The following is an 18,837-nucleotide window of genomic DNA, read 5'->3' as shown; positions in this document are numbered from 1 at the left end:
GCTGGAGTAGCGAGAGAAACCAATGCAACACCCTCGCCAAATCAGTGAAAAAAGTGAACACTTATTCAGAACCGATGGCAAGCCCTTACGGCGATGAAATGAATAGCATTACTGGAAACTAGCCCGGCAACCCGGCCGCGCGGGCCAAAGCCGCTACTAGCATACCAGTCATCACGGCCAGGAAATCGTTGCGGCGCAACACGCTCACTGCGATCGCCGCTCCGAGTGCGACCATCACGATCGGACCGCCATTGACCGCGACCGGCAGCGCCGCCGCCACGATGATGGAGCCCGGAAGCGCCTCGAACATCCGGCGCACCCGCGGCGTGACCTCGACATAGCGCATCAGGAAATAACCGCCGAGCCGCGAGGCCACCGTCACGACGGTCATCACCGCGAAGGCGATCATCACATCGCCGCGGAGCATGTCGGTCATGACGCCTGCCCCGGCTGCGCTGCGTGCGGGGGCGGCTCGTCCATCAGCCCGGCGGTAATCGCGCCGGACAGGGCGCCGGCGATGATGAACCAATATCCGGGCACCAACCAGTGCACAATCAAGGCGACGGCGCCCGATACGACCCAAGGTATCGCGCGGCGTGCTCCCTTCCAGGCCGGCACCAGCAGCGCTGCGAAGAACGCCGGCATCGCGATGTCGACGCCGAATTTCTTCGGATCGGCGAGCTGCTCGGCCAGCAGAAATCCCGGGATCGCCGACACCAGCCACACCAGATACAGCACCACCGCACCGCCGGTGTAGAACCAGGCGTTGGCGCCACCATGTTCGCGATAGCGCATCGCCGCCAGCCAGCCGCCATCGGTGACCAAAAGCAGCGGCGGATAGACCTGCCACGCCGGCAGCGTGCCGAGCCAGGGCCGCATCGACGCCGTCATCAGGAAGAACCGGATGTTGACGGTGGTGGTGAGCAGCGCCAGCGCCGCGATCGTCGACGGCGTCAGCCGATCCGGCCAGGCCTGGACCGCGACGAATTGCGACAGTCCGCCATAGACGGTGGCCATCATCACTTCGACTTCGGCCAGCGTGAAGTTCTTCTGCGCGCAGAGCGCGCCGAACGCCATCCCGAACGCCAGCGTCCCCGGCAGCATCGGGCCGATCGCGACGATTCCGGGCCAGATCGCGTCGCGCGACCAATAGGCGGGAGCTTTCTGAATATGCGTGGTCATGGTCTGGTCCGCGTTGCCGACCATGGCGTGATGGCTGCGCAGCGCCAGGTCAAGCAATCACAGCTCATGGGGCTATGCGACAGCGCCGCGCTCGACCGAACTACACCAGCACATCGGCGATCGGGCGCCGCAGCGACCGGGGCATGTCGGCTCCGTAGCCGAAGCGCACGATGAAATCCGGACGGCGCAACCCGAGACCGAGATGTTCGGCGAGACGGTGTCGCTGCTGCGGCACCTCGACGGGCTGATTCAGGAAGGCATGCTTGATACCGAGCGCGGTCGCGCACAGCGCGAAGCGCTGATACGCCCGCCCGGCGGCGAGCCAATGTCCGCGGTCGTCGTGGTCCGAAACGAACACGGCAAGGCCCGCCGAACTGGCGATCTGGGCCCGGCATTTGGCGTTCTCGGAGTCCGCCGAGACGACGCGGTCGAACAGCAACCGCCCGACCGGGGCGGGCAAGGCGGGATTGCCGGACACGCCTGCAAACAGCCCGTCGCCAGTCGCCACCGCATCGGCGTATCCGAAGCGGAGCCAGTGTTTGAGTTCTGCGAGGAAGCTCGGATCGGCGAATTGGGCGGTGTTGCCGGCGATGACCAGGGACGCAACCGCGTCGACCGCCGCAGGCTCGGTCAGCAACAGAATGTCGACGCCGTCGCCGCGGCCAGCCGAGGCGAGCCTCTGCAGCTCGTCCGCCGGGACCGGCCGCGAGTCGTACAAACCGCGGCAGCATTGCCGCTTGACGATTGCGGCCGCCAACTCCGAGGGCTCGGGGGCGCCCGGCACCAGATCGATCCTCACCCGGCCGTCCTCTCCCACGGCTCTCACCGTCGCAGACAGACCGAACACCGGCGCCGCCTGCACGATGTTCTCGGCAGCCGCACCGAGACTTGCGAACAGATGGTGGTCGTCCGGATCAACCACCGGACAACGCCGGGAAAAATCCGGCGCGATGGTGATGTCGGCATCCCGGGCGACGAACCGCCATGGCTGCGTGTTGTGGCTGTTAGCAGCGAGCGTGGCGCAACGGACCAGTTCGGCGATCGCAGCTCGACCGGTGAGCTCCGGGTTCAAAGGCTGCCTTATCGCATCGGCCGCGGCGCGCCAGCGGCCGATGTCCTGCCTCGCCCACAGGACGGCACCACTGGCGCTCGTCGCCAGCGCGGCAGCTCCAGCCATCAAAACCGACCGGCGATTCATCGCATGTTCCGATCCGCGTCGTCGAGACAACTCGAGGCGGGCTCGTGCGAGCAAAAGCGCTTGGCGCAGCGAGCCGAGGCGGGCTCGGCCCCGATCAGATCCGGACGCGCTCGACGCCGAACAGCAGCACAGTTCATCCCTGGCTGAATTGTCTTTGCTCAATCATGCCGCTCAGCAAAAACGCGGCCCCAAGGGGCCGCGTTTTCAGAACATACGTGATGATCAAGGCCGGATCACGCCTGGGGCTGCGGCTCCAGGCCCGGATCGGGCCGCGGCCGCGGCTTACCGGCGGGCGGCACGGCCGAGGTGCGCGGTCCCGACGGCTCCAGCACCGATTCACGATTCGGCTTCTTGCCGTTGATCAGGTCGGTGATCTCGTCGCCGGTCAGGGTCTCGTATTCGAGCAGGCCCTTGGCCAGCGCTTCGAGGTCGGCGCGGCGCTCGGTGAGGATGCGCTTGGCCTCGTTGTAGCCCTCTTCGACCAGCCGCTTGATCTCGGCGTCGATCTTCTGGATCGTCGCCTCGGACGCGTTCTGGGTGCGCGACACCGACATGCCGAGGAACACCTCGTCCTGGTTCTCGCCATAGGCGACGGTGCCGAGCTCTTCCGACAGGCCCCAGCGGGTCACCATCATCCGGGCCAGTTTGGTGGCCTGCTCGATGTCCGAGGCGGCGCCCGAGGTCACCTTCTCGCGGCCGAAGATCATCTCTTCGGCGACGCGGCCGCCCATCATGATGGCGAGGCGCGAGGTCATCTGCTCGAGCGACATCGACAGCTTGTCGCGCTCGGGGAGCTGCATCACCATGCCGAGCGCACGGCCGCGCGGAATGATGGTCGCCTTGTGGATCGGGTCGGTGGCCGGAACGTTGAGACCGACGATGGCGTGGCCGCCTTCGTGATAGGCGGTGAGGAGCTTCTCCTCCTCCGTCATCACCAGCGACTTGCGCTCGGCGCCCATCATCACCTTGTCCTTGGCGTCCTCGAACTCGGTCTGGGTGACCATGCGCTTGTTGCGCCGGGCCGCCATCAGGGCCGCTTCGTTGACGAGGTTCATCAGGTCGGCGCCGGAGAAGCCCGGGGTGCCGCGCGCGATGTTCTTCAGGTTGATATCCGGCGCCAGCGGCACCTTGCGGACATGCACCTTGAGGATCTGCTCGCGGCCGACGACGTCCGGATTCGGCACCACGACCTGGCGGTCGAAGCGGCCGGGACGCAGCAGCGCCGGGTCGAGCACGTCGGGCCGGTTGGTGGCGGCGATCAGGATCACGCCCTCGTTGGCCTCGAAGCCGTCCATCTCGACCAGCAACTGGTTGAGGGTCTGTTCGCGCTCGTCATTGCCGCCGCCGAGGCCGGCGCCGCGATGACGGCCGACCGCGTCGATTTCGTCGATGAAGATGATGCACGGCGCGTTCTTCTTGGCCTGCTCGAACATGTCACGCACACGAGAGGCGCCGACGCCGACGAACATTTCGACGAAGTCCGAACCCGAAATGGTGAAGAACGGCACGTTGGCTTCGCCCGCGACCGCACGCGCGATCAGGGTCTTACCGGTACCGGGAGGGCCGACCAGCAGCACGCCGCGCGGGATGCGGCCGCCGAGGCGCTGGAATTTGCCCGGGTCGCGCAGAAATTCGACGATCTCCTGCAGGTCCTGCTTGGCCTCGTCGACGCCGGCGACGTCCTCGAAGGTGACGCGGCCGTGCGCCTCGGTCAGCATCTTGGCGCGCGACTTGCCGAAGCCCATCGCCTTGCCGGCGCCGCCCTGCATCTGCCGCGACAGGAAAATCCACACGCCGATCAGCGCGATGAACGGCAGCCACGACACCAGCAGCGACACGAACCACGGCACGTTGTCGCCCGGCGGCTTGGCGGTGATCGACACCTTGCCGTTGTAAAGGCGGGTGACGAGCGATGGATCGTTCGGCGCGTAGGTCTGGAAGGTCGAGCCGTTGGTGAAGGTGCCGCGGATTTCCTGGCCCTGGATTACCACGTCGCGAACGTGGTTCTGATCGATCTCGCTGAGCAGCTGGGAGAACGGAATTTCCTGAGACGCCGTGCGCTGGCCCGGATTCTGGAAGAGCGTGAACAGCGCCAACAGCAGCAGCACGATGATGACCCAGAGGGCGAAATTGCGCAGATTGGCGTTCATCGATCTTCCTTATGGGTCGCGCGGATCGCGACCGGTGGGCCCTGCGGCGCCGAAACGAATGGCCCTGCGGGGAGCTTCCCCGGAGCCGGCCAGCCTAATCTAGGTGTGAGCCGAGCCCCTGCCAAGAGAACCGCACAGGACTATTTGGCGCATTCTAACCGGTTTCTCGCTCAAATCGTGGCAATTCGGTCCGCTCTCTTCCGGTGATTAAACCTAGGTGAGCGCCGATCAGCGGCTGCGGCCGCGCCGCGGCGGAGCCGGAGCGATCACCAGACGATCGCTTGTGAGCGTCACCACCGCGCCCGCCAGCGTCTGTTTCAGCCGGACTTTGCCGGCCGTAGCGCCCCGGGCCATGGCCTGCTGCAGGGACGCGGCCAGCGTTTCGACCTTGCCGAGTTCGGGCGGCCCCTCGTAACCTTGCTGGGTGAGTGTCCGCAGCAACAATCGAATCCCGATTTCTGCAGGCAGGTTCAGGAACGCGGCGGCATCCACGCCTGGCCGCGCCGATCCATGGTCCAACGACCTGAGAAACTGTTCGGCGCCATCCGTCATCCGTTCGAGGGCGGCATCGGCCCGTGCCGCCCGCGCCGCCAGCCGGGTCAAAGCGCGCGCATCACAGCCTTCGGCCGCCAACAGCGGCATCAGCTCGCGCAGCCGCGGCCGGGCGAAGCGCGGATCGACATTGCTCGGGTCGCTCGCAAAGCCGATCCTGGCCTTCGCCAGCGTCGCGATCAGCCGCGCCTTCGGAATCTCCAGCAGCGGCCGCGCCAGCATCATACCGTCGCGCTCGGTTTCGCGCGCCATCGCGGCCAATCCCGCCACGCCGCTGCCGCGCGACAGCCGCATCAGCACGGTTTCGGCCTGGTCGTCGCGGGTATGCGCGGTCATCACATGCGAGGCACCGAATCTCCTGGCGGCCTGTGCCAACAACCGATAGCGCGCGGCCCGCGCCGCCGCCTGGATCCCGCTGGTCGGCTTGTCGCCGCGCCAGCGCAGCGTCCGATGCGGCAGATCGAGCGAGCCTGCCAGAAGCTTGACCGCCCGCGCTTCCTGCGCTGCCGCCGGACGCAGGCCGTGATCGATGGTGACGACCGAGAGCTTCGGGCCGCGCTTCAGCGAACGGCGCCAGCGCGCCGCGAGCCACATCAGCGCCAGCGAATCGGGGCCGCCGGACACCGCCAGCACGATCGCCGGCGCGGCCTTCCAGTCGGCGAACAGCAGGCCGGCTTCACCTCGGGAGATCGGCTCGTCGTCGGTCCCGGACATCGGCACCCGCCTGCCGGTGGTCAAGCCTCGGCGCCGCCGAGGCCGCCAGGGTTCAGCACTTCAACTTCTTCTGCTCGCGGTCGACCGCCTTCTTCACGCCGGACGAGGCCTGCGGATACTTCCGGCCGATTTCGCCGAGCGCGGCACAAGCGGCCTCCTTCTCCTTCAGCGCCGCCAGCGACTGGCCGAGCCGCAGCAGCGCGTCCGGCGCCTTGCCGGCTTTCTCGTGCTTGCTGGTCACTGCGAGAAAGGCTTCGGCGGAGTCGCGATACATCTGGCGCTGGAAGAAGCTCTCGCCGAGCCAGTATTGTGCATCGGCGGCCAACGGATTGTCCGGATACTTCTGGGTGAAGTTGCGCATCGTCTCCTCGGCCAGCGCATAGTCGCGGCGCTGCATGTAGCCGATGCCGAGGTCGAACTCGTCGCGCGGCGACTGCGATGGCGGCAGCGTCGTCAAGGCACCGCCGGTCGCAGCCGCAGGCGCCTGCTGCGTCGCCGGCGCGCCTTGCGGGTAGCCGCCCTGAACGTAGCCGCCGCTGCCGTTCGACAGATCGATCGGCGCTCCCGGCGTGCGACCGGCGGGTGCGCCCCCGCCCTGTTCCATCGGCATCTGCCCGCCGCCGAGCGGCCGCGGCACGCCCGGGGCGTTCGGATTCTGCGACGGATCGAACGCGTCACCGCGGCGACCGCCCTGCTGCGGCGCGGTCGGTTGCGGCTGCACCATCGGCGCCTGCTGGCCGTAGCCAGGCTGCTGGCCGTAGCCAGGCTGCTGCGGCTGACCATAGGACGGCGACGGTTGCGGCGATGGCGGCACCGCGCCGGGCGAGGCCGGCGTCGACGGCTGCTGCGCGCCCGGCGCACCGGCGCTGCCCTGCAACTGCCGGAGCTGTTCCTCGAGCCTGCGATTGCGATATTGCAGCTCTTCATTCTGGCCGGTCAGCATCCGCAGCCGGTCCTCGAGCTGCTGAATGCGGATCTCGGGATCGACCTCGCCACCGTATTGCTGGGCCAGCGCGGGCGCGGCGAAGACGAGCGTCGCCATCAAGGCGAGGCTGCGTGCGGAGACGGCAAAACCTGATGACATGACAGTCCGACGAGTTGGAGGGCGCACCGAGCGAACGGCGCTGGATTGATCGTCGTACTACGCCAAAAATGTGACTGAGGCGACGGCAGAAACCGCCGCGCAAACAAAAACGGTGCCCAGCGGGCACCGTTCGCGAATTCAGGTCGATGCGTTCGCTCAGGCGCCGGCGTTCAGCACCGTGACGGCGCGGCGGTTCTGCGACCAGCACGAGATGTCGTTGCAGACCGCGACCGGACGCTCCTTGCCGTACGAGATGGTGCGCATCCGCTGCGCGTCGATACCGCGTGACACCAGATAGTTGCGCACCGACTGGGCGCGCCGCGCGCCGAGCGCGATGTTGTATTCGCGGGTGCCGCGCTCGTCGGCGTGGCCTTCGATGGTGAAGGTGTAGCGATTGTAGGTCTGCAGCCACTGCACCTGCTTGTCGAGCGTCGCCACCGCCTGCGGAGACAGATCCGACTGATCGCTCTCGAAGAACACACGGTCGCCGACGTTGACGACGAAATCCTGCTGACTGCCGGGCGCCGCCGCGCCGGCCATCGCACCGTCGGCACCACCGAGCCCGTTCTTGTTGGCGCAAGCCCCCATCGACAGGGCCACCGCGAGCACCGCGGCCACCTTCAATCCCTGGAGGATTCGCTTGTGATTGGTCATTCCGGAGCCTCCACGCTCGCGATATTCCGACTGTCTTTTCGGTCTACAGGGCGATGGTTAAGCGAACGTTCCGTCAACCTTGACGAGGTGTTGCCGACATCGATCAAATGCCCCCGGTCGGCCGAAAGCAATCGCGATGGTTAATGAGGTGCAAATGTGGCGCCAGAGTGAAGCCGTGGAGCAATCGGCCCGATCTCCCGCTTCCGTTGCAGCGACGCCACGGATGCGGGCTGAGCCAAAACACAACAACGCGGCCCAGTAGCCTCCGGACCGCAGAGTGGACTCTGATAGCCTTGGGTCAGTCCTTACACGCAGATATGCTCTGCTGCGATCGGAGCGCTGTCAGAGATTTCAGCAAGGTGTAGACTCGCTGCCCGATCATCCGGGCGTTCGAACAGCATTCGTCTCTCGAACAAGGTCGATCGCAAGAACGGATAACGGGCGAACACCTTGTCTCGCATCGCCGGGAAATCGACCGCCATCAGTGCGATCGGCTTCTTCAACCCGGGGTAATCCCTTGGCGCACAGACCGGCTGGTGCATGAACAGACGCCGATAGAATGCCTGATGTTCCGCGCGGACAGTCGCCAACCCGATGTCCGCATTGAAGTAAGCACAAGCGACAAAGGCCAGACGCAACGTGATGTAGGGTAGTTCTGTGACCCGGCCCGCCACCGTCGGATCGGCGACGAAGCGAGTTGGATCGATCACGACCTTGCCCTGATCGAGCTCCGCGCCGAGCTGCTCCGGAAACACGTCCATCGACGGGCAATCGCGGAACTGCGGAGACGCAACCGTTATCCTGAGCGAGCTCACGAGCACTCCGTCGAGATGAACGCCGAAAACCCATGAGTTCGGTAGCTCATCAAAGCGGTCGGTCACCCGCTCGGCCGGATTGGGATCGATCGCGCCTTCCCTTAGGTAAGCGCGATACCGAAGGCGATAGATTTCGTCGCGTTCCTCGGCGGAATTGGCGAGTCGATAGTCGACCTTATCCAGCAAGTCCAGGCCGCGCGACGACACACCTGCGGTACCTTGCTCTTGTCGAGCAGCACTCATTGCCCACCCCGAACGCTGATCCAAGCGACGCGAAGACGTTAATGGACTCTTAATCACGATACAAAGCATTCAAATCATTAAGGTTAATACATTACCCTTTAAATGCTGTCATGTGAATTCCGTATGTCGAGGATGGCTCGGAGAAGAACTTCGCTCAGGCGATCGAACGAATCGGGAGCACGATGGCGTCGCCGTCCTTTGCCCCGCGGCGGCCATGCGAGGCGGCCAACAATTGGCGGATCCGGATCGCCGGCACCGGCCGGCTGAACAGATAGCCCTGCGCTTCGGTCACAGTGCCGTCGGCGCTGATCAGTTCGAGCTGTTCGTTGGTCTCGATACCTTCCACCACCACCGACATGCCGAGATCGGTGCTCAGCCGGGCGACACCGCGCAGAAGAGTCAGCGGCCGATCGCTGTCGATGCCTTCGAGGAAGGAGCGATCGATCTTCACCTTCTGCAATGGGAAGCTGTGCAGATAGCTGAGCGACGAATAGCCGGTGCCGAAATCATCGAGTGAGATCCTGACGCCCTCGGCGTGCAATTGTTGCAACGCATCGTGGGTCCACTGCGTGTTGCGCAGCAACGACGATTCGGTGATCTCGATCTCCAGCCGCCTCGCCGGCAGCCCGGAGACTTCGAGCGCGTAGCGCACTTCGGTGAGGACGTCGCGCTGGTGGAATTGCTGCGACGAAAAATTGATCGCCACGCTCACCTGTTCCGGCCACAGCATGCATTCCATGCAGGCCTTGCGCAGGATCCAGCGACCGAGATCGACGATCAGTCCCATCTCCTCGGCCACCGGAATGATGTCGACCGGAGAGACGGTGCCGCGCACCGGATGGTTCCAGCGCAGCAGCGCTTCGCAAGTGGTGATCTTGCCGGTCTTCAGATTGACGAGCGGCTGGTAGTACAGTTCGAATTCTTCGTTGGCGAGCGCCTTGCGCAGGTCGAGTTCGAGAATGCGCCGGGCCTCGACGGTGTGTGCCATTTCTTCGCGGAAGAAGCAGTAGGTGCCACGGCCGTCGGCCTTGGCGCGATACAGCGCCATGTCGGCGTTCTTGAGCAGAATATCCGCCTTTACGCCGGGGAAGGTCACCGCAATGCCGATCGAGGCGCCGATCTCGACGACGTGGTGATCGATCAGATAGCGATCGCTGAGGCGATCGACGATGCGGCGCGCCAGTGCCGCGGCGTCCTCGTTCGAGGCGATGTTCTGTTGGAACACCACGAATTCGTCGCCGCCGAACCGGGCCACCAGATCTTCCGGCCGCAGCATGTCGCGCAGCCGCTCGGCCACCGAGCACAACAGCCGGTCGCCGCAGGGATGGCCGAGCGTGTCGTTGATCTGCTTGAACTGATCGAGGTCGATGAACAGCAGGGCCGACAGCCGGGTCTTGCCGCCACCATGCTCGGTTTCGAGAATCCGCTCGATCTCGTCGCGGAAGTTGACGCGGTTCGGCAGCGCCGTCAGTTCGTCGTAGCGCGCCAGATGAACGATCCGGGCCTCGGCGTTGCGGCGTTCGGTGATGTCTTCGATCAACACCACCGCACCGCCATCCGCCATCGGCTGGAAGGTCCAGCACAACGACCGCGGCACCGCCTCGTCGCCGACCGTCACGATCTCGCCGGCGAGAGAGTTTTCGATCTCGGCGAGGATCAAGCGGCCGTTCGCCGCCGAGATCGCGCCGATCGCGACGCAAGCGGACACGATTTCGATCGCGGTGGGTGACCCTTTGACGAGCTCGTCGCGCAGCCGCATCATCTCGGAGAAGCGGTGATTCATCACGGCAAGGCGACCGTCAGCGCGGAACATGCACAGCCCATGCGGCATGTTGTTCAGGGCGGTGTCGAACTGGTTGGCGAGCGCGGCCTCGCGCTCCCCGGTCAGCAGAGCTTCGACGAAGAGCGAATGCAGGGTGAGATTGATGGCACGCAGGCCGTGGAAGGACAGCAACAGCAGGCCGGCTAGGCCAATTTAATATGGATTGCCGTGGATCAGAAGCGCCACTGACATCGGACCGCACGAAAACAGCAGATGCAGTTGGACTATCCAGGGCCGGCCGTAATTGCGCGCCGCGCCACCAGCGGCGTAGCCAATGGTGACGGTCGTGCAAAGCATATGCGCAACAGGATCATCGGTGCCGAGCAGCACCACGACGCTCCAGATTCCCAGCGCGCAAGCATAGGCAACGGCGCCAACCAGATACTCCGGCTCCCATTCAGAAGCTTCTTCCGCGGTCAGGGTCGGATGGCGCCTCTCGAACGCCCGCATCTGAAAGGCGCGCAACGTTCCGATGATGATGATGGCCGCCGCGCAAGGCCAGATCCAAACGTCGCCCGTTTTGAGCGCCGTCATCAAGGCCGCGGCTGCCGAGCATACTGCGCCGGACAGCATCGCCCAGAAGTTCTGAGCCATAGAGCGAACGAGCGCCGCGTAAATTTTCGGCGGCAGCTTTTCCCTGGACCGGCTCTTGGCGTATTCGACGAGTTGCATACGGGCGCGGGGTCCTATGTCCATCTACATTTAACGCGATGGAATGAAGTAATTCTGAGCGAACATCGTTAGCGGAAGGTGTTCTTATGCTCAGAATCCAGACGTCTCGGGTTCCATGTCTGGACCCGCCCGGGAAAACGGACGTTGCAACCGCGGTAGATTCCGTGACGATCAGGACAGCAGCGGCGACCAGGCCGGATCCGACGCATAGCCCGGAGTTGGAACCCGCAGCTCGTTGCGGCCCGAGACGTCGACTGTAAACAGCGACGGCCCGCTCTTACCGCCGGGATCGCGGAAGAACATCAGCACCCGGCCGTTCGGCGCGAAGGTCGGCCCTTCGTTGTGGAACCCGGAAGTCAAGATCCGCTCGCCGGAACCATCGGGCTTCATGATCCCGATCGCGAACTGGCCACCGCCCTGCTTGGTGAAGGCGATGTAGTCGCCGCGCGGCGACCACACCGGGGTCGAGTAGCTGCCATCGCCGAACGAGATCCGCTGCGCCTGACCGCCACCCGCCGGCATGATGTAGATCTGCGGCTTACCGCCGCGGTCGCTCTCGAAGCAGATCCGGCTGCCGTCAGGCGCGTAGGACGGCGAGGTATCGATCGCCGGCGTATCGGTCAACCGGGTGGTCGCCTTGGAGCGCAGATCCATCACGAACAGGTTGGAGTTGCCGCCCTGCTGCAGGCTCATGATGATCTTCTGGCCGTCCGGCGAGAACCGCGGCGCGAACGACATGCCGGGGAAGTTGCCGACGATTTCACGTTGGCCGGTCTCGACATTGTACAGATACACCCGCGGCTCGCCCTGGCCGAACTCCATGTAGGTGATTTCCTGGGTGGTCGGCGAGAACCGCGGGGTCAGCACCAGATCGCTCCCGCGGGTGAGATAGCGCACGTTGGCGCCGTCCTGATCCATCAACGCCAGCCGCTTGACCCGGCGCTCCGCCGGCCCGCTCTCGTCGATGAACACCACCCGGCTGTCGAAGTAGCCCTTCTCGCCGGTGAGACGCTCGTAGATCTGATCGGAGATGATGTGGGCGATCCGTCGCCAGTATTCCGGCGAGGTGAAATACTGCTGGCCGGCGAGCTGCTGGCCGGTGGCGACATCCCACAGCCGGAACTCGGCCTTCAGCCGGCCGTCCCCCTGCCGCGTCATCCGCCCGGTCACCAGCGCCTGGGCGTTGATGCTGGCCCAGCTCTTGAACTGCGGCGGCACGTCGATGTTGGTGATCTTTTCCAAGTAGGCCGCCTGATCGATCGGTGCGAACAGGCCGCTGCGCTTCAGGTTGTTGGTGATCACTTGCGAGACGCCGACCCCGACTTCGCCGTCGGAGGGCGTGCCGGCGACGAAATTCGGGATCGCGATCGGCAGCGGCGCGACGTTGCCTTCGGTGATCTGCACCCGGGCCTGGCCAAACGCGTCGCCGGCGCGGCCGAACGCGAGCGCACCGGCGGCCGTCGCGGCGGAGATCATCAATTGGCGGCGGTTGAGATGAAACGGCATGGGCGGGCAATCCATCGGTCTGTCAGGTGATCTGCGCCGCGAGGCGCGTGAAATCGGGACTCCGGCTTCGCATCAGGGACGCCGGTCGGTGAACACGGGTGCGAAGAACTTCCATTCGTCGAAGAACTGTGCCGGCAGATTGTACGGCTGGCATTCGATGATCGCGCGTAGCGCACTCTCCTGATACACGCGCAAATAAGGCGTCGCCGGATGACCTTCCGGCTGCGGCATGGCCTCGAGCGATCCGTCGCGCTTCAGCCGGATCACGAACGCCGCCTCGGCGCGCTGCGCCTCGATGCCGCCATACGGCTTCTTCCAGCAGCGTTCGACCTGCGACTGGAACATCGCACCCCAGGTCGCGGAGTTGTCGGCGGACTTACCCTTAGACAATCCGAGCGCCGCGTTGGAGTTCAACACATCGCCGGCGACAGCGTTGCGGGTCGGGTCGCGCTTGTCGAGCAACGCGGCGATCTTGGATTGGTCGAACACCCGCTCCGCCTTCGGCTTGGTCGGCTCCGGCGGCTTGGCGGCGGTTTCGGTCGGTTTCGGCGGCGGCTTTTTCTTCTCTTCCTTCTTCAGCGCCTCGGCGATCGGGTCGACCTTCGGCTCCGGCTTCTTCTCGGCTTCCTTGGTTTCTTCCTTCGCCGGCTCCGGCTTCTTCTCCGCCTTCTTGGGCTCTTCCTTTTTCGGCTCTTCCTTCACCACCGGCTTGGGCGGATCGGGTTTCTTCTCGACCGGCTTCTCCTCGGGCTTCGGCTTGGGCTGAGGCGGCGGCGAGGTGTCCGTCACCACCGGCGCCTTTTCGCTGATCTTGCCGACGGTGTCGTCGACCGGCTTGGCCTCGGCGACCTTCTCGACCAGCGGCTTGGGATTTTCCTTCTTGCCGGTGCGCATCCCGGCCATCACCTTGGCGAGCTGATCTTCGGAGATGGTGTCGACCGCCACCGAATCCTGCGGCTCGAGCTCGAATGCCTTGGAGGTGAACGACAGCATGGCCCAGCCGAGCACGAGAACGTGCAACGCCACCGACGCAGCCCATGTCTTGTCGATCTTCACCTTCAGAATTCCTGCTCCACCTTCGCGGCCGGCGCCAGCGCGGTGCCGGCTCAACTCCCCTGTTCGGGAACGATGACGATGTTCGCCTTGAAGCCGGCGGTCCGGATGTTGCCGAGCAGCTTCATCATGTCCGTATAGCAGACGTCCTTGTCGCCCCGCAGATACACCACGTTGTCGGTCTCCGACCGGGTCTCGCGGATCGCCTTCATCTTGGCCTCCAACTCGGACGCCGCGATCGGACTATCACCCAGATACAACTCGACCTGCGAATTGCAGGTGCCGCCGGTACGCTTCACCGACAGCGTCAACGGCGGCGAGTTGGACTGAATCTGATTGCCGCCGCGGGCGACCGGCAGATCGATGTCGATCGAAGTCGTGAGCAGCGGCGCCGCGACCATGAAGATGATCAGCAGCACCAGCATCACGTCGACCATCGGGGTGACGTTGATCTCCGCCATCACCGGGCGCCGCCCGCCGCGACGCCGGCCGCCTCCGCCGCCAGTGGCTACGTTCATTCCCATGATCGAATGCCCGCTGTGCTCACCTGGCCTCCGTTCACGTGCGCTCGTCGATCTGCCGCGACAGGATCGCCGAGAACTCGTCGGCGAAGCCTTCCAGCCGCTGGGTCTGCCGGTTCACTTCCGACGTGAACTTATTGTAGAAAATTGTCGCCGGAATTGCGGCGATCAGGCCAATCGCAGTGGCGAACAGCGCCTCGGCAATGCCGGGCGCGACCACCGCCAGCGAGGTGTTCTTCGACGCGGCGATCGACTGGAAGCTCGACATGATGCCCCAGACGGTGCCGAACAGGCCGACGAACGGGCCGGCCGAGCCGACGGTCGCCAGAACCAGGAGGCGGCGTTCCAGCCGTTCGACCTCGCGGGCGATCGAGACGTTCATCACCTTCTCGATCCGCATCTGCAGGCCGGCGAACGAGCGCGAATGACTTTCGAACGAGCGCTTCCACTCGCGCATCGCCGCGACGAAGCAGGCCGCCATCGAATGCGTCGGCTTCGCCGACAGCGCGCGGTACAGCTCGTCGATCGACTCGCCGGACCAGAACGCCTGTTCGAAGCGATCCATCGCGCGCTTGGTGCGCGAGAACAACAGCAGCTTGTCGATCGCGATCGCCCAGACCCAGACCGAACAGCCGAGCAGGCCGAGCATGATCGACTTCACGACCCAGTGGGCGTGCCAGAACAGTGACAGCAGCGACACGTCGGTGGAAACCGCCGGAGCAAGCTGTGTCACGTCGGCCGGGTTCATGGTCGCAATCCTCTCACACGTGTCGGCATCGGCCGATTCCGCCAAAGGCTCCGGCTCCCCGCGGCCACGCGCCGCGATCTGGCCAAGCGCCACCGTGGGAGCCTTCAGTTGTCGCAGGGGATGGCCCGTCCGAAGCCGGCCCCTCAATCCCCTGTCAACGTGTCAAAACAAGGGCTGATGCCGCATTTTGACGTCCCTCACCAAACCCTCATCAGGGTTAATAAGGGGTTACTATAACAGGGAAAATACCAATGATCGGCCGGCGGCCGGCTCCCGGGCGGCGGTGATGATCGCGGGTTGCGGTCAGTGCAGACCGGCAAACGGCGGCGCCGGGGTCAGATGCCGGAGCTTGTCGGGGTTTCGGACCACGTAGATCGCAACGATCCGACCATCGGCGATGTCGAGCGCCGTGGTCTGGATCAGTCCGTCCGACTCGCGCGACACGAAGCCGGGGAGGCCGTCGATCACCTGGACGGCGAGCAGCGAACTGGCTCCCGCCGGCATCTTGCGCGCGATCCCGGCGAGCAGCCGCGCCACCCGGTCGCTGCCGCGGACCGGGTTGATCGCCGCCGGCCGTTTGCCGCCGCCATCGCTGACGAACTCGACTTCGTCCGCGAGCAGCGACGTCAGAGCCGCGAGATCACCGCTGCGCGAGGCCTGGAAGAATGCGGCGGCCATCGCCTGCCCCTGCTCGGCCGACACCGGATACCGTGGCCGTTCGGCGCACACATGGGCGCGGGCGCGCGCCGCGAGCTGGCGGCAGGCGGCGGCATCGCGGCCGAGCGTCGCGGCGATCTCGTCGAAGCCGACGCCGAACACGTCGTGCAGCAGGAACGCGGCGCGCTCCAGCGGCGACAGCCGTTCCAACGCCAGCATCAACGTCAACGTGATGTCGTCGCCGTCCGGCTCGGGCTCCGCTGCGATGATCGGCTCCGGCAGCCACGGCCCGACATAGGTCTCGCGCCGCTGCCGCGCCGATTTCAGCACGTCGAGACACAGGCGGGTGACGGTTCGCGTCAGAAAGCCTGCCGGGTCGCGCACCTCGGTTCGATCGGCGCGGTGCCAGCGCAAGTAAGCGTCCTGCACCACGTCTTCGGCTTCGCTGATCGAACCCAGCATCCGATAGGCGACGCGCAGCAGCCGCGGCCGCAGCGGCGCGAAGCTCGCTGCGGCCGCGTCGGACGTTTCTGGATCAGGAGGCCTTGGCATGTGCGACGGCTGCGGTCGGATGCAGCAGCCGGAAGCCGATGGCGATCCTGTTCCAGGTGTTGATCGCACCGATCAGCAGCGTCAGCTTGACCTGCTCGGCGTCGCTGAAATGCTGCTTCAGCGCGGCGTAGTCGTGGTCCGGCGCCTGGGTTTGCGCGACCAATGTCAGGGCTTCGGTCCAGCCGAGCGCGGCGCGCTCCCGATCGGTGTACAGCGGCGATTCCCGCCAGGCGTTGAGCAGATACAGTCGCTGCTCGGTCTCGCCATGGGCGCGGGCGTCCTTGCTGTGCATGTCGAGGCAGAACGCGCAGCCATTGATCTGCGAGGCGCGCATCTTGACCAGTTCGATCAGGCTCGGCTCGAGGCCGCTGCCCTGGATGTAGGTCTCCAGCGCGACCATCGCCTTGTAGGCGTCGGGTGCGGCAGTGGCGGGGTTGAGGCGCGGTGTCATGGTCGTCTCCCTTGGTTGACGAACATAGGACGAGACAGCGTCGCGCGGTGTGACATTGCGGCGAGCAAAGCTCGCAAAAAGAAGCCGCCCGCCTGGGGGCACAGGCGGGCGGCGGTTGGCGCTGAGGGTCGGATCAGGCGCGATCAGCCCTGCGCCGAATTGTCGGGCGACGGCGCCGGCTTGGTCCGGTGCTGCGCCATGAAGGCGTCGAACTCTTCCTTGTCCTTGGCGTGGCGCAGGCGCTCGAGGAATTCCTTGAACTCGACCTGCTCCTCTTCGAGCCGGCGCAGCGTCTCCATCCGGTATTCATCAAAGGCGCGGTTGCCGCTCGACGGCGGGCCGAAGCCGAAGCCGCCGCGATCCATACGGTTGCGCATCCGCTCCATTTTCCACTGCATCCGCTCCATCTTGTTGGCGAAGCGATCGCGATCCCAGCAACCCATGTTTCTGCTCCAGAGTGTGTAGAAGAGAAGTGCGAGTCCGATCGGCCACCAGACGATGAAGCCGGCCACCGTCAGCAGGATCCAGCCTGGACTCCAGGACGACCGTAGCGCGGGCTGGTAGCGCGCCCCGGAAGGACCCCATCGATCATAGTCAGCGGCGTTGGCCATTTGCTTCTCCATCGGCTCGGTGCCGTTGTGAATGTAAATAACATTTACATACTTGGGCGGTTCTATCGGTTTGTCAAGCAAGACCGGATCGGGGTTTGGGTGATTTTTCGCCGCAGGGCGCGGTTGCCGGTGGATGCCGCCGTCAGGTCGAGCTGCCCCACGGCCCGGTGCGCTTCGATTCCTTGGGATTTTCGGCTTCGACCGGATGATCGGTCGGGAACCCGAGCCCACGCAGATAGATCAGCACGCCGGCTTCGAGCAGCTCTTCGGGCGCCATCGGCAGCTTGCGCCGGGCGCCGTCGCCGCGGCCGAACAGCGACGCGATGCCGTGCGACATCGACCAGATGTGCAGCGCCATCATCAGCGCCGGCGGCCGCACCACGCCGGGCGGGGTCAGCGCCGCCAGCCGTTCGGCGGCGGCCCGGATCACGTTGAAGGCGCGTTCCGACGAGGTCAGCAGCATCGGGTTGACGTCGATCGGCACACCGGATTCGAACATTGCGGCGTAGTAGGCAGGCTCGGTGCGGGCGAAAGCGAGGTAGGCGCGGCCGACCCGCATAAAGGCCGCAACCGTGTCCGGACGACCGTCGTCCCAGGCCTTGGCCAGCACCTGCTCGAACAGCTCGAAGCCGCGTTGGGCGATGTTGGAAAGCAGCTCGTCGCGATCGCGGAAATGGCGGTACGGCGCCGCCGGGCTGACGCCGGCCATACGGGCGGCGTCGGCGAAGGTGAAGCCGCCCGGGCCCTTCTCGGCGATCAGGCCGAGCGCCGCCTGCAGCAGCGCTTCCTTCAGATTGCCGTGATGGTAGCCGCGCTCGGCGCGGCGCTCTTCCTTGCGCCAGCTCATGTGAAGGCGTCTTACATGAGCTGGATGTAAAGGTCACTAACACAATTGCCCCCGCAGCGGCGCCCGCCCGGGGGAAGACCACCGCGGCGGGGACGCCCTCCCCATCCGACAGAATGCCTGCCGACTCAGCGCCGCCCGGCCGCCTGCATGGCTTCGAAGCCGGCGAGTTCGCTGCGCACCTCGTCGGGGAAGTCGGCCATCTCCTGGACCTGACGAACCTCGATGATCTCGTTCGGCCCCGCCGGGCAGCGCGTCGCCCAGGCAATGGCATCCTGACGCGAGGCGACGTCGATCATCCAATAGCCGCCGAGCACTTCCTTGACCTCGGCGAACGGACCGTCAGTCACCACCGGCTTGCCGGTACCAAAGCTGACGCGGGCCCCCATCGACGGCGGATGCAATCCGTCGCAAGTAATCAGTACGCCCGACTGCTGCAGCGCCTCGTTGTACTTCATCATCGCGGCGACGGCATCGGCTTGCGGCATCACGCCCGGCTCGGCCGTCTCGTAACCTTTCGGGATCATCAGCATCATGAAACGCATCGTCGCTCTCCTGCTCGATTGGCAGCTTGAAGACGATCGGTGGTGCCCCGCTCCGACATTGTGCAAGAGATTTGCAGCGCAGCGCACGGCAGCGCACAATTTCGCCGACAAATTGCCGCCTCATTAGGCCGTCAGCCTGACGTCGTCACTATTCGCAGAGTGGGGACTCTAAGTGCGAATGGTCGTCGCGGGGTGTTCAGCGTATCTCACCATCGATCGTATTCGGCGATCCGTCGCCAGGTCTGCCTGCGCCAAACAGGCGA

General features: G+C 65.2%; 17 protein-coding genes and 1 pseudogene. All 18 read right to left on the bottom strand.

Annotated features, from left to right (window positions below; translation table 11 throughout):
- Positions 1–118: 118 nt before the first annotated feature.
- Complete coding sequence (locus DWA33_RS08000; RefSeq protein ID WP_114357563.1) at positions 119–436, bottom strand: AzlD family protein; 318 nt, start codon at positions 434–436, stop codon at positions 119–121.
- The gene (locus tag DWA33_RS07995; protein ID WP_114357706.1) at positions 433–1,182 is read right to left on the bottom strand and encodes an AzlC family ABC transporter permease; all 750 of its coding nucleotides are present in this window, start codon (positions 1,180–1,182) and stop codon (positions 433–435) included. Before DWA33_RS07995 ends, DWA33_RS08000 begins: the two co-directional genes overlap by 4 nt.
- A gap of 100 nt (positions 1,183–1,282) precedes the next feature.
- The gene (locus DWA33_RS07990) at positions 1,283–2,542 is read right to left on the bottom strand and encodes an Acg family FMN-binding oxidoreductase (RefSeq protein WP_244601226.1); all 1,260 of its coding nucleotides are present in this window, start codon (positions 2,540–2,542) and stop codon (positions 1,283–1,285) included.
- A 71-nt stretch (positions 2,543–2,613) separates the two neighbouring features.
- Positions 2,614–4,530: an ATP-dependent zinc metalloprotease FtsH gene (ftsH, locus tag DWA33_RS07985; protein WP_114357561.1), complete on the bottom strand. Its 1,917-nt coding sequence runs from the start codon at positions 4,528–4,530 to the stop codon at positions 2,614–2,616.
- A 228-nt stretch (positions 4,531–4,758) separates the two neighbouring features.
- The gene (tilS, locus tag DWA33_RS07980) at positions 4,759–5,796 is read right to left on the bottom strand and encodes a tRNA lysidine(34) synthetase TilS (RefSeq protein ID WP_114357705.1); all 1,038 of its coding nucleotides are present in this window, start codon (positions 5,794–5,796) and stop codon (positions 4,759–4,761) included.
- A 52-nt stretch (positions 5,797–5,848) separates the two neighbouring features.
- Entirely contained in the window at positions 5,849–6,880 is a 1,032-nt protein-coding gene (ybgF, locus tag DWA33_RS07975) for a tol-pal system protein YbgF (protein ID WP_114357560.1), read from the bottom strand.
- 156 nt (positions 6,881–7,036) lie between these two features.
- On the bottom strand, positions 7,037–7,534 hold the full coding sequence (pal, locus tag DWA33_RS07970; RefSeq protein WP_114357559.1) for a peptidoglycan-associated lipoprotein Pal: 498 nt from the start codon (positions 7,532–7,534) through the stop codon (positions 7,037–7,039).
- Positions 7,535–7,839: 305 nt separating this feature from the next.
- Entirely contained in the window at positions 7,840–8,592 is a 753-nt protein-coding gene (locus DWA33_RS07965) for an N-acyl amino acid synthase FeeM domain-containing protein (RefSeq protein ID WP_114357558.1), read from the bottom strand.
- A gap of 154 nt (positions 8,593–8,746) precedes the next feature.
- Positions 8,747–11,086: pseudogene (locus DWA33_RS07960) on the bottom strand (putative bifunctional diguanylate cyclase/phosphodiesterase).
- Positions 11,087–11,257: 171 nt separating this feature from the next.
- Complete coding sequence (gene tolB / locus DWA33_RS07955) at positions 11,258–12,607, bottom strand: Tol-Pal system beta propeller repeat protein TolB (protein ID WP_114357557.1); 1,350 nt, start codon at positions 12,605–12,607, stop codon at positions 11,258–11,260.
- A 57-nt stretch (positions 12,608–12,664) separates the two neighbouring features.
- Positions 12,665–13,648 carry a protein TolA gene (locus tag DWA33_RS07950; RefSeq protein WP_114357704.1) on the bottom strand — a complete coding sequence of 328 codons (984 nt, stop codon included), beginning with the start codon at positions 13,646–13,648 and terminating at the stop codon, positions 12,665–12,667.
- Between the two features lie 50 nt (positions 13,649–13,698).
- Positions 13,699–14,169 carry a biopolymer transporter ExbD gene (locus DWA33_RS07945; RefSeq protein ID WP_011156682.1) on the bottom strand — a complete coding sequence of 157 codons (471 nt, stop codon included), beginning with the start codon at positions 14,167–14,169 and terminating at the stop codon, positions 13,699–13,701.
- A 34-nt stretch (positions 14,170–14,203) separates the two neighbouring features.
- Positions 14,204–14,914 (bottom strand): protein TolQ, encoded by a 711-nt coding sequence (gene tolQ, locus DWA33_RS07940; RefSeq protein WP_011156681.1) that lies wholly within the window; start codon positions 14,912–14,914, stop codon positions 14,204–14,206.
- A 303-nt stretch (positions 14,915–15,217) separates the two neighbouring features.
- The gene (locus tag DWA33_RS07935; protein WP_114357556.1) at positions 15,218–16,123 is read right to left on the bottom strand and encodes a sigma-70 family RNA polymerase sigma factor; all 906 of its coding nucleotides are present in this window, start codon (positions 16,121–16,123) and stop codon (positions 15,218–15,220) included.
- Positions 16,107–16,574, bottom strand: a complete 468-nt coding sequence (locus DWA33_RS07930) for a carboxymuconolactone decarboxylase family protein (RefSeq protein WP_114357555.1) — start codon at positions 16,572–16,574, stop codon at positions 16,107–16,109. The genes DWA33_RS07935 and DWA33_RS07930 overlap by 17 nt, the downstream gene beginning before the upstream one ends.
- Positions 16,575–16,717: 143 nt before the next feature.
- Positions 16,718–17,185: a DUF2852 domain-containing protein gene (locus DWA33_RS07925; RefSeq protein WP_114357703.1), complete on the bottom strand. Its 468-nt coding sequence runs from the start codon at positions 17,183–17,185 to the stop codon at positions 16,718–16,720.
- 142 nt (positions 17,186–17,327) lie between these two features.
- Positions 17,328–18,032, bottom strand: coding sequence for a TetR/AcrR family transcriptional regulator (locus tag DWA33_RS07920; protein WP_114357554.1), 705 nt, complete (start codon positions 18,030–18,032; stop codon positions 17,328–17,330).
- A 125-nt stretch (positions 18,033–18,157) separates the two neighbouring features.
- Positions 18,158–18,574 (bottom strand): YciI family protein, encoded by a 417-nt coding sequence (locus DWA33_RS07915; protein WP_114357553.1) that lies wholly within the window; start codon positions 18,572–18,574, stop codon positions 18,158–18,160.
- Positions 18,575–18,837: the final 263 nt, after the last annotated feature.

This window comes from Rhodopseudomonas pentothenatexigens (assembly GCF_900218015.1).
GTDB lineage: Bacteria > Pseudomonadota > Alphaproteobacteria > Rhizobiales > Xanthobacteraceae > Rhodopseudomonas > Rhodopseudomonas pentothenatexigens.
Note: the sequence above shows the minus strand (reverse complement) of the source record. Positions and strands in the feature narration are given on the sequence as shown.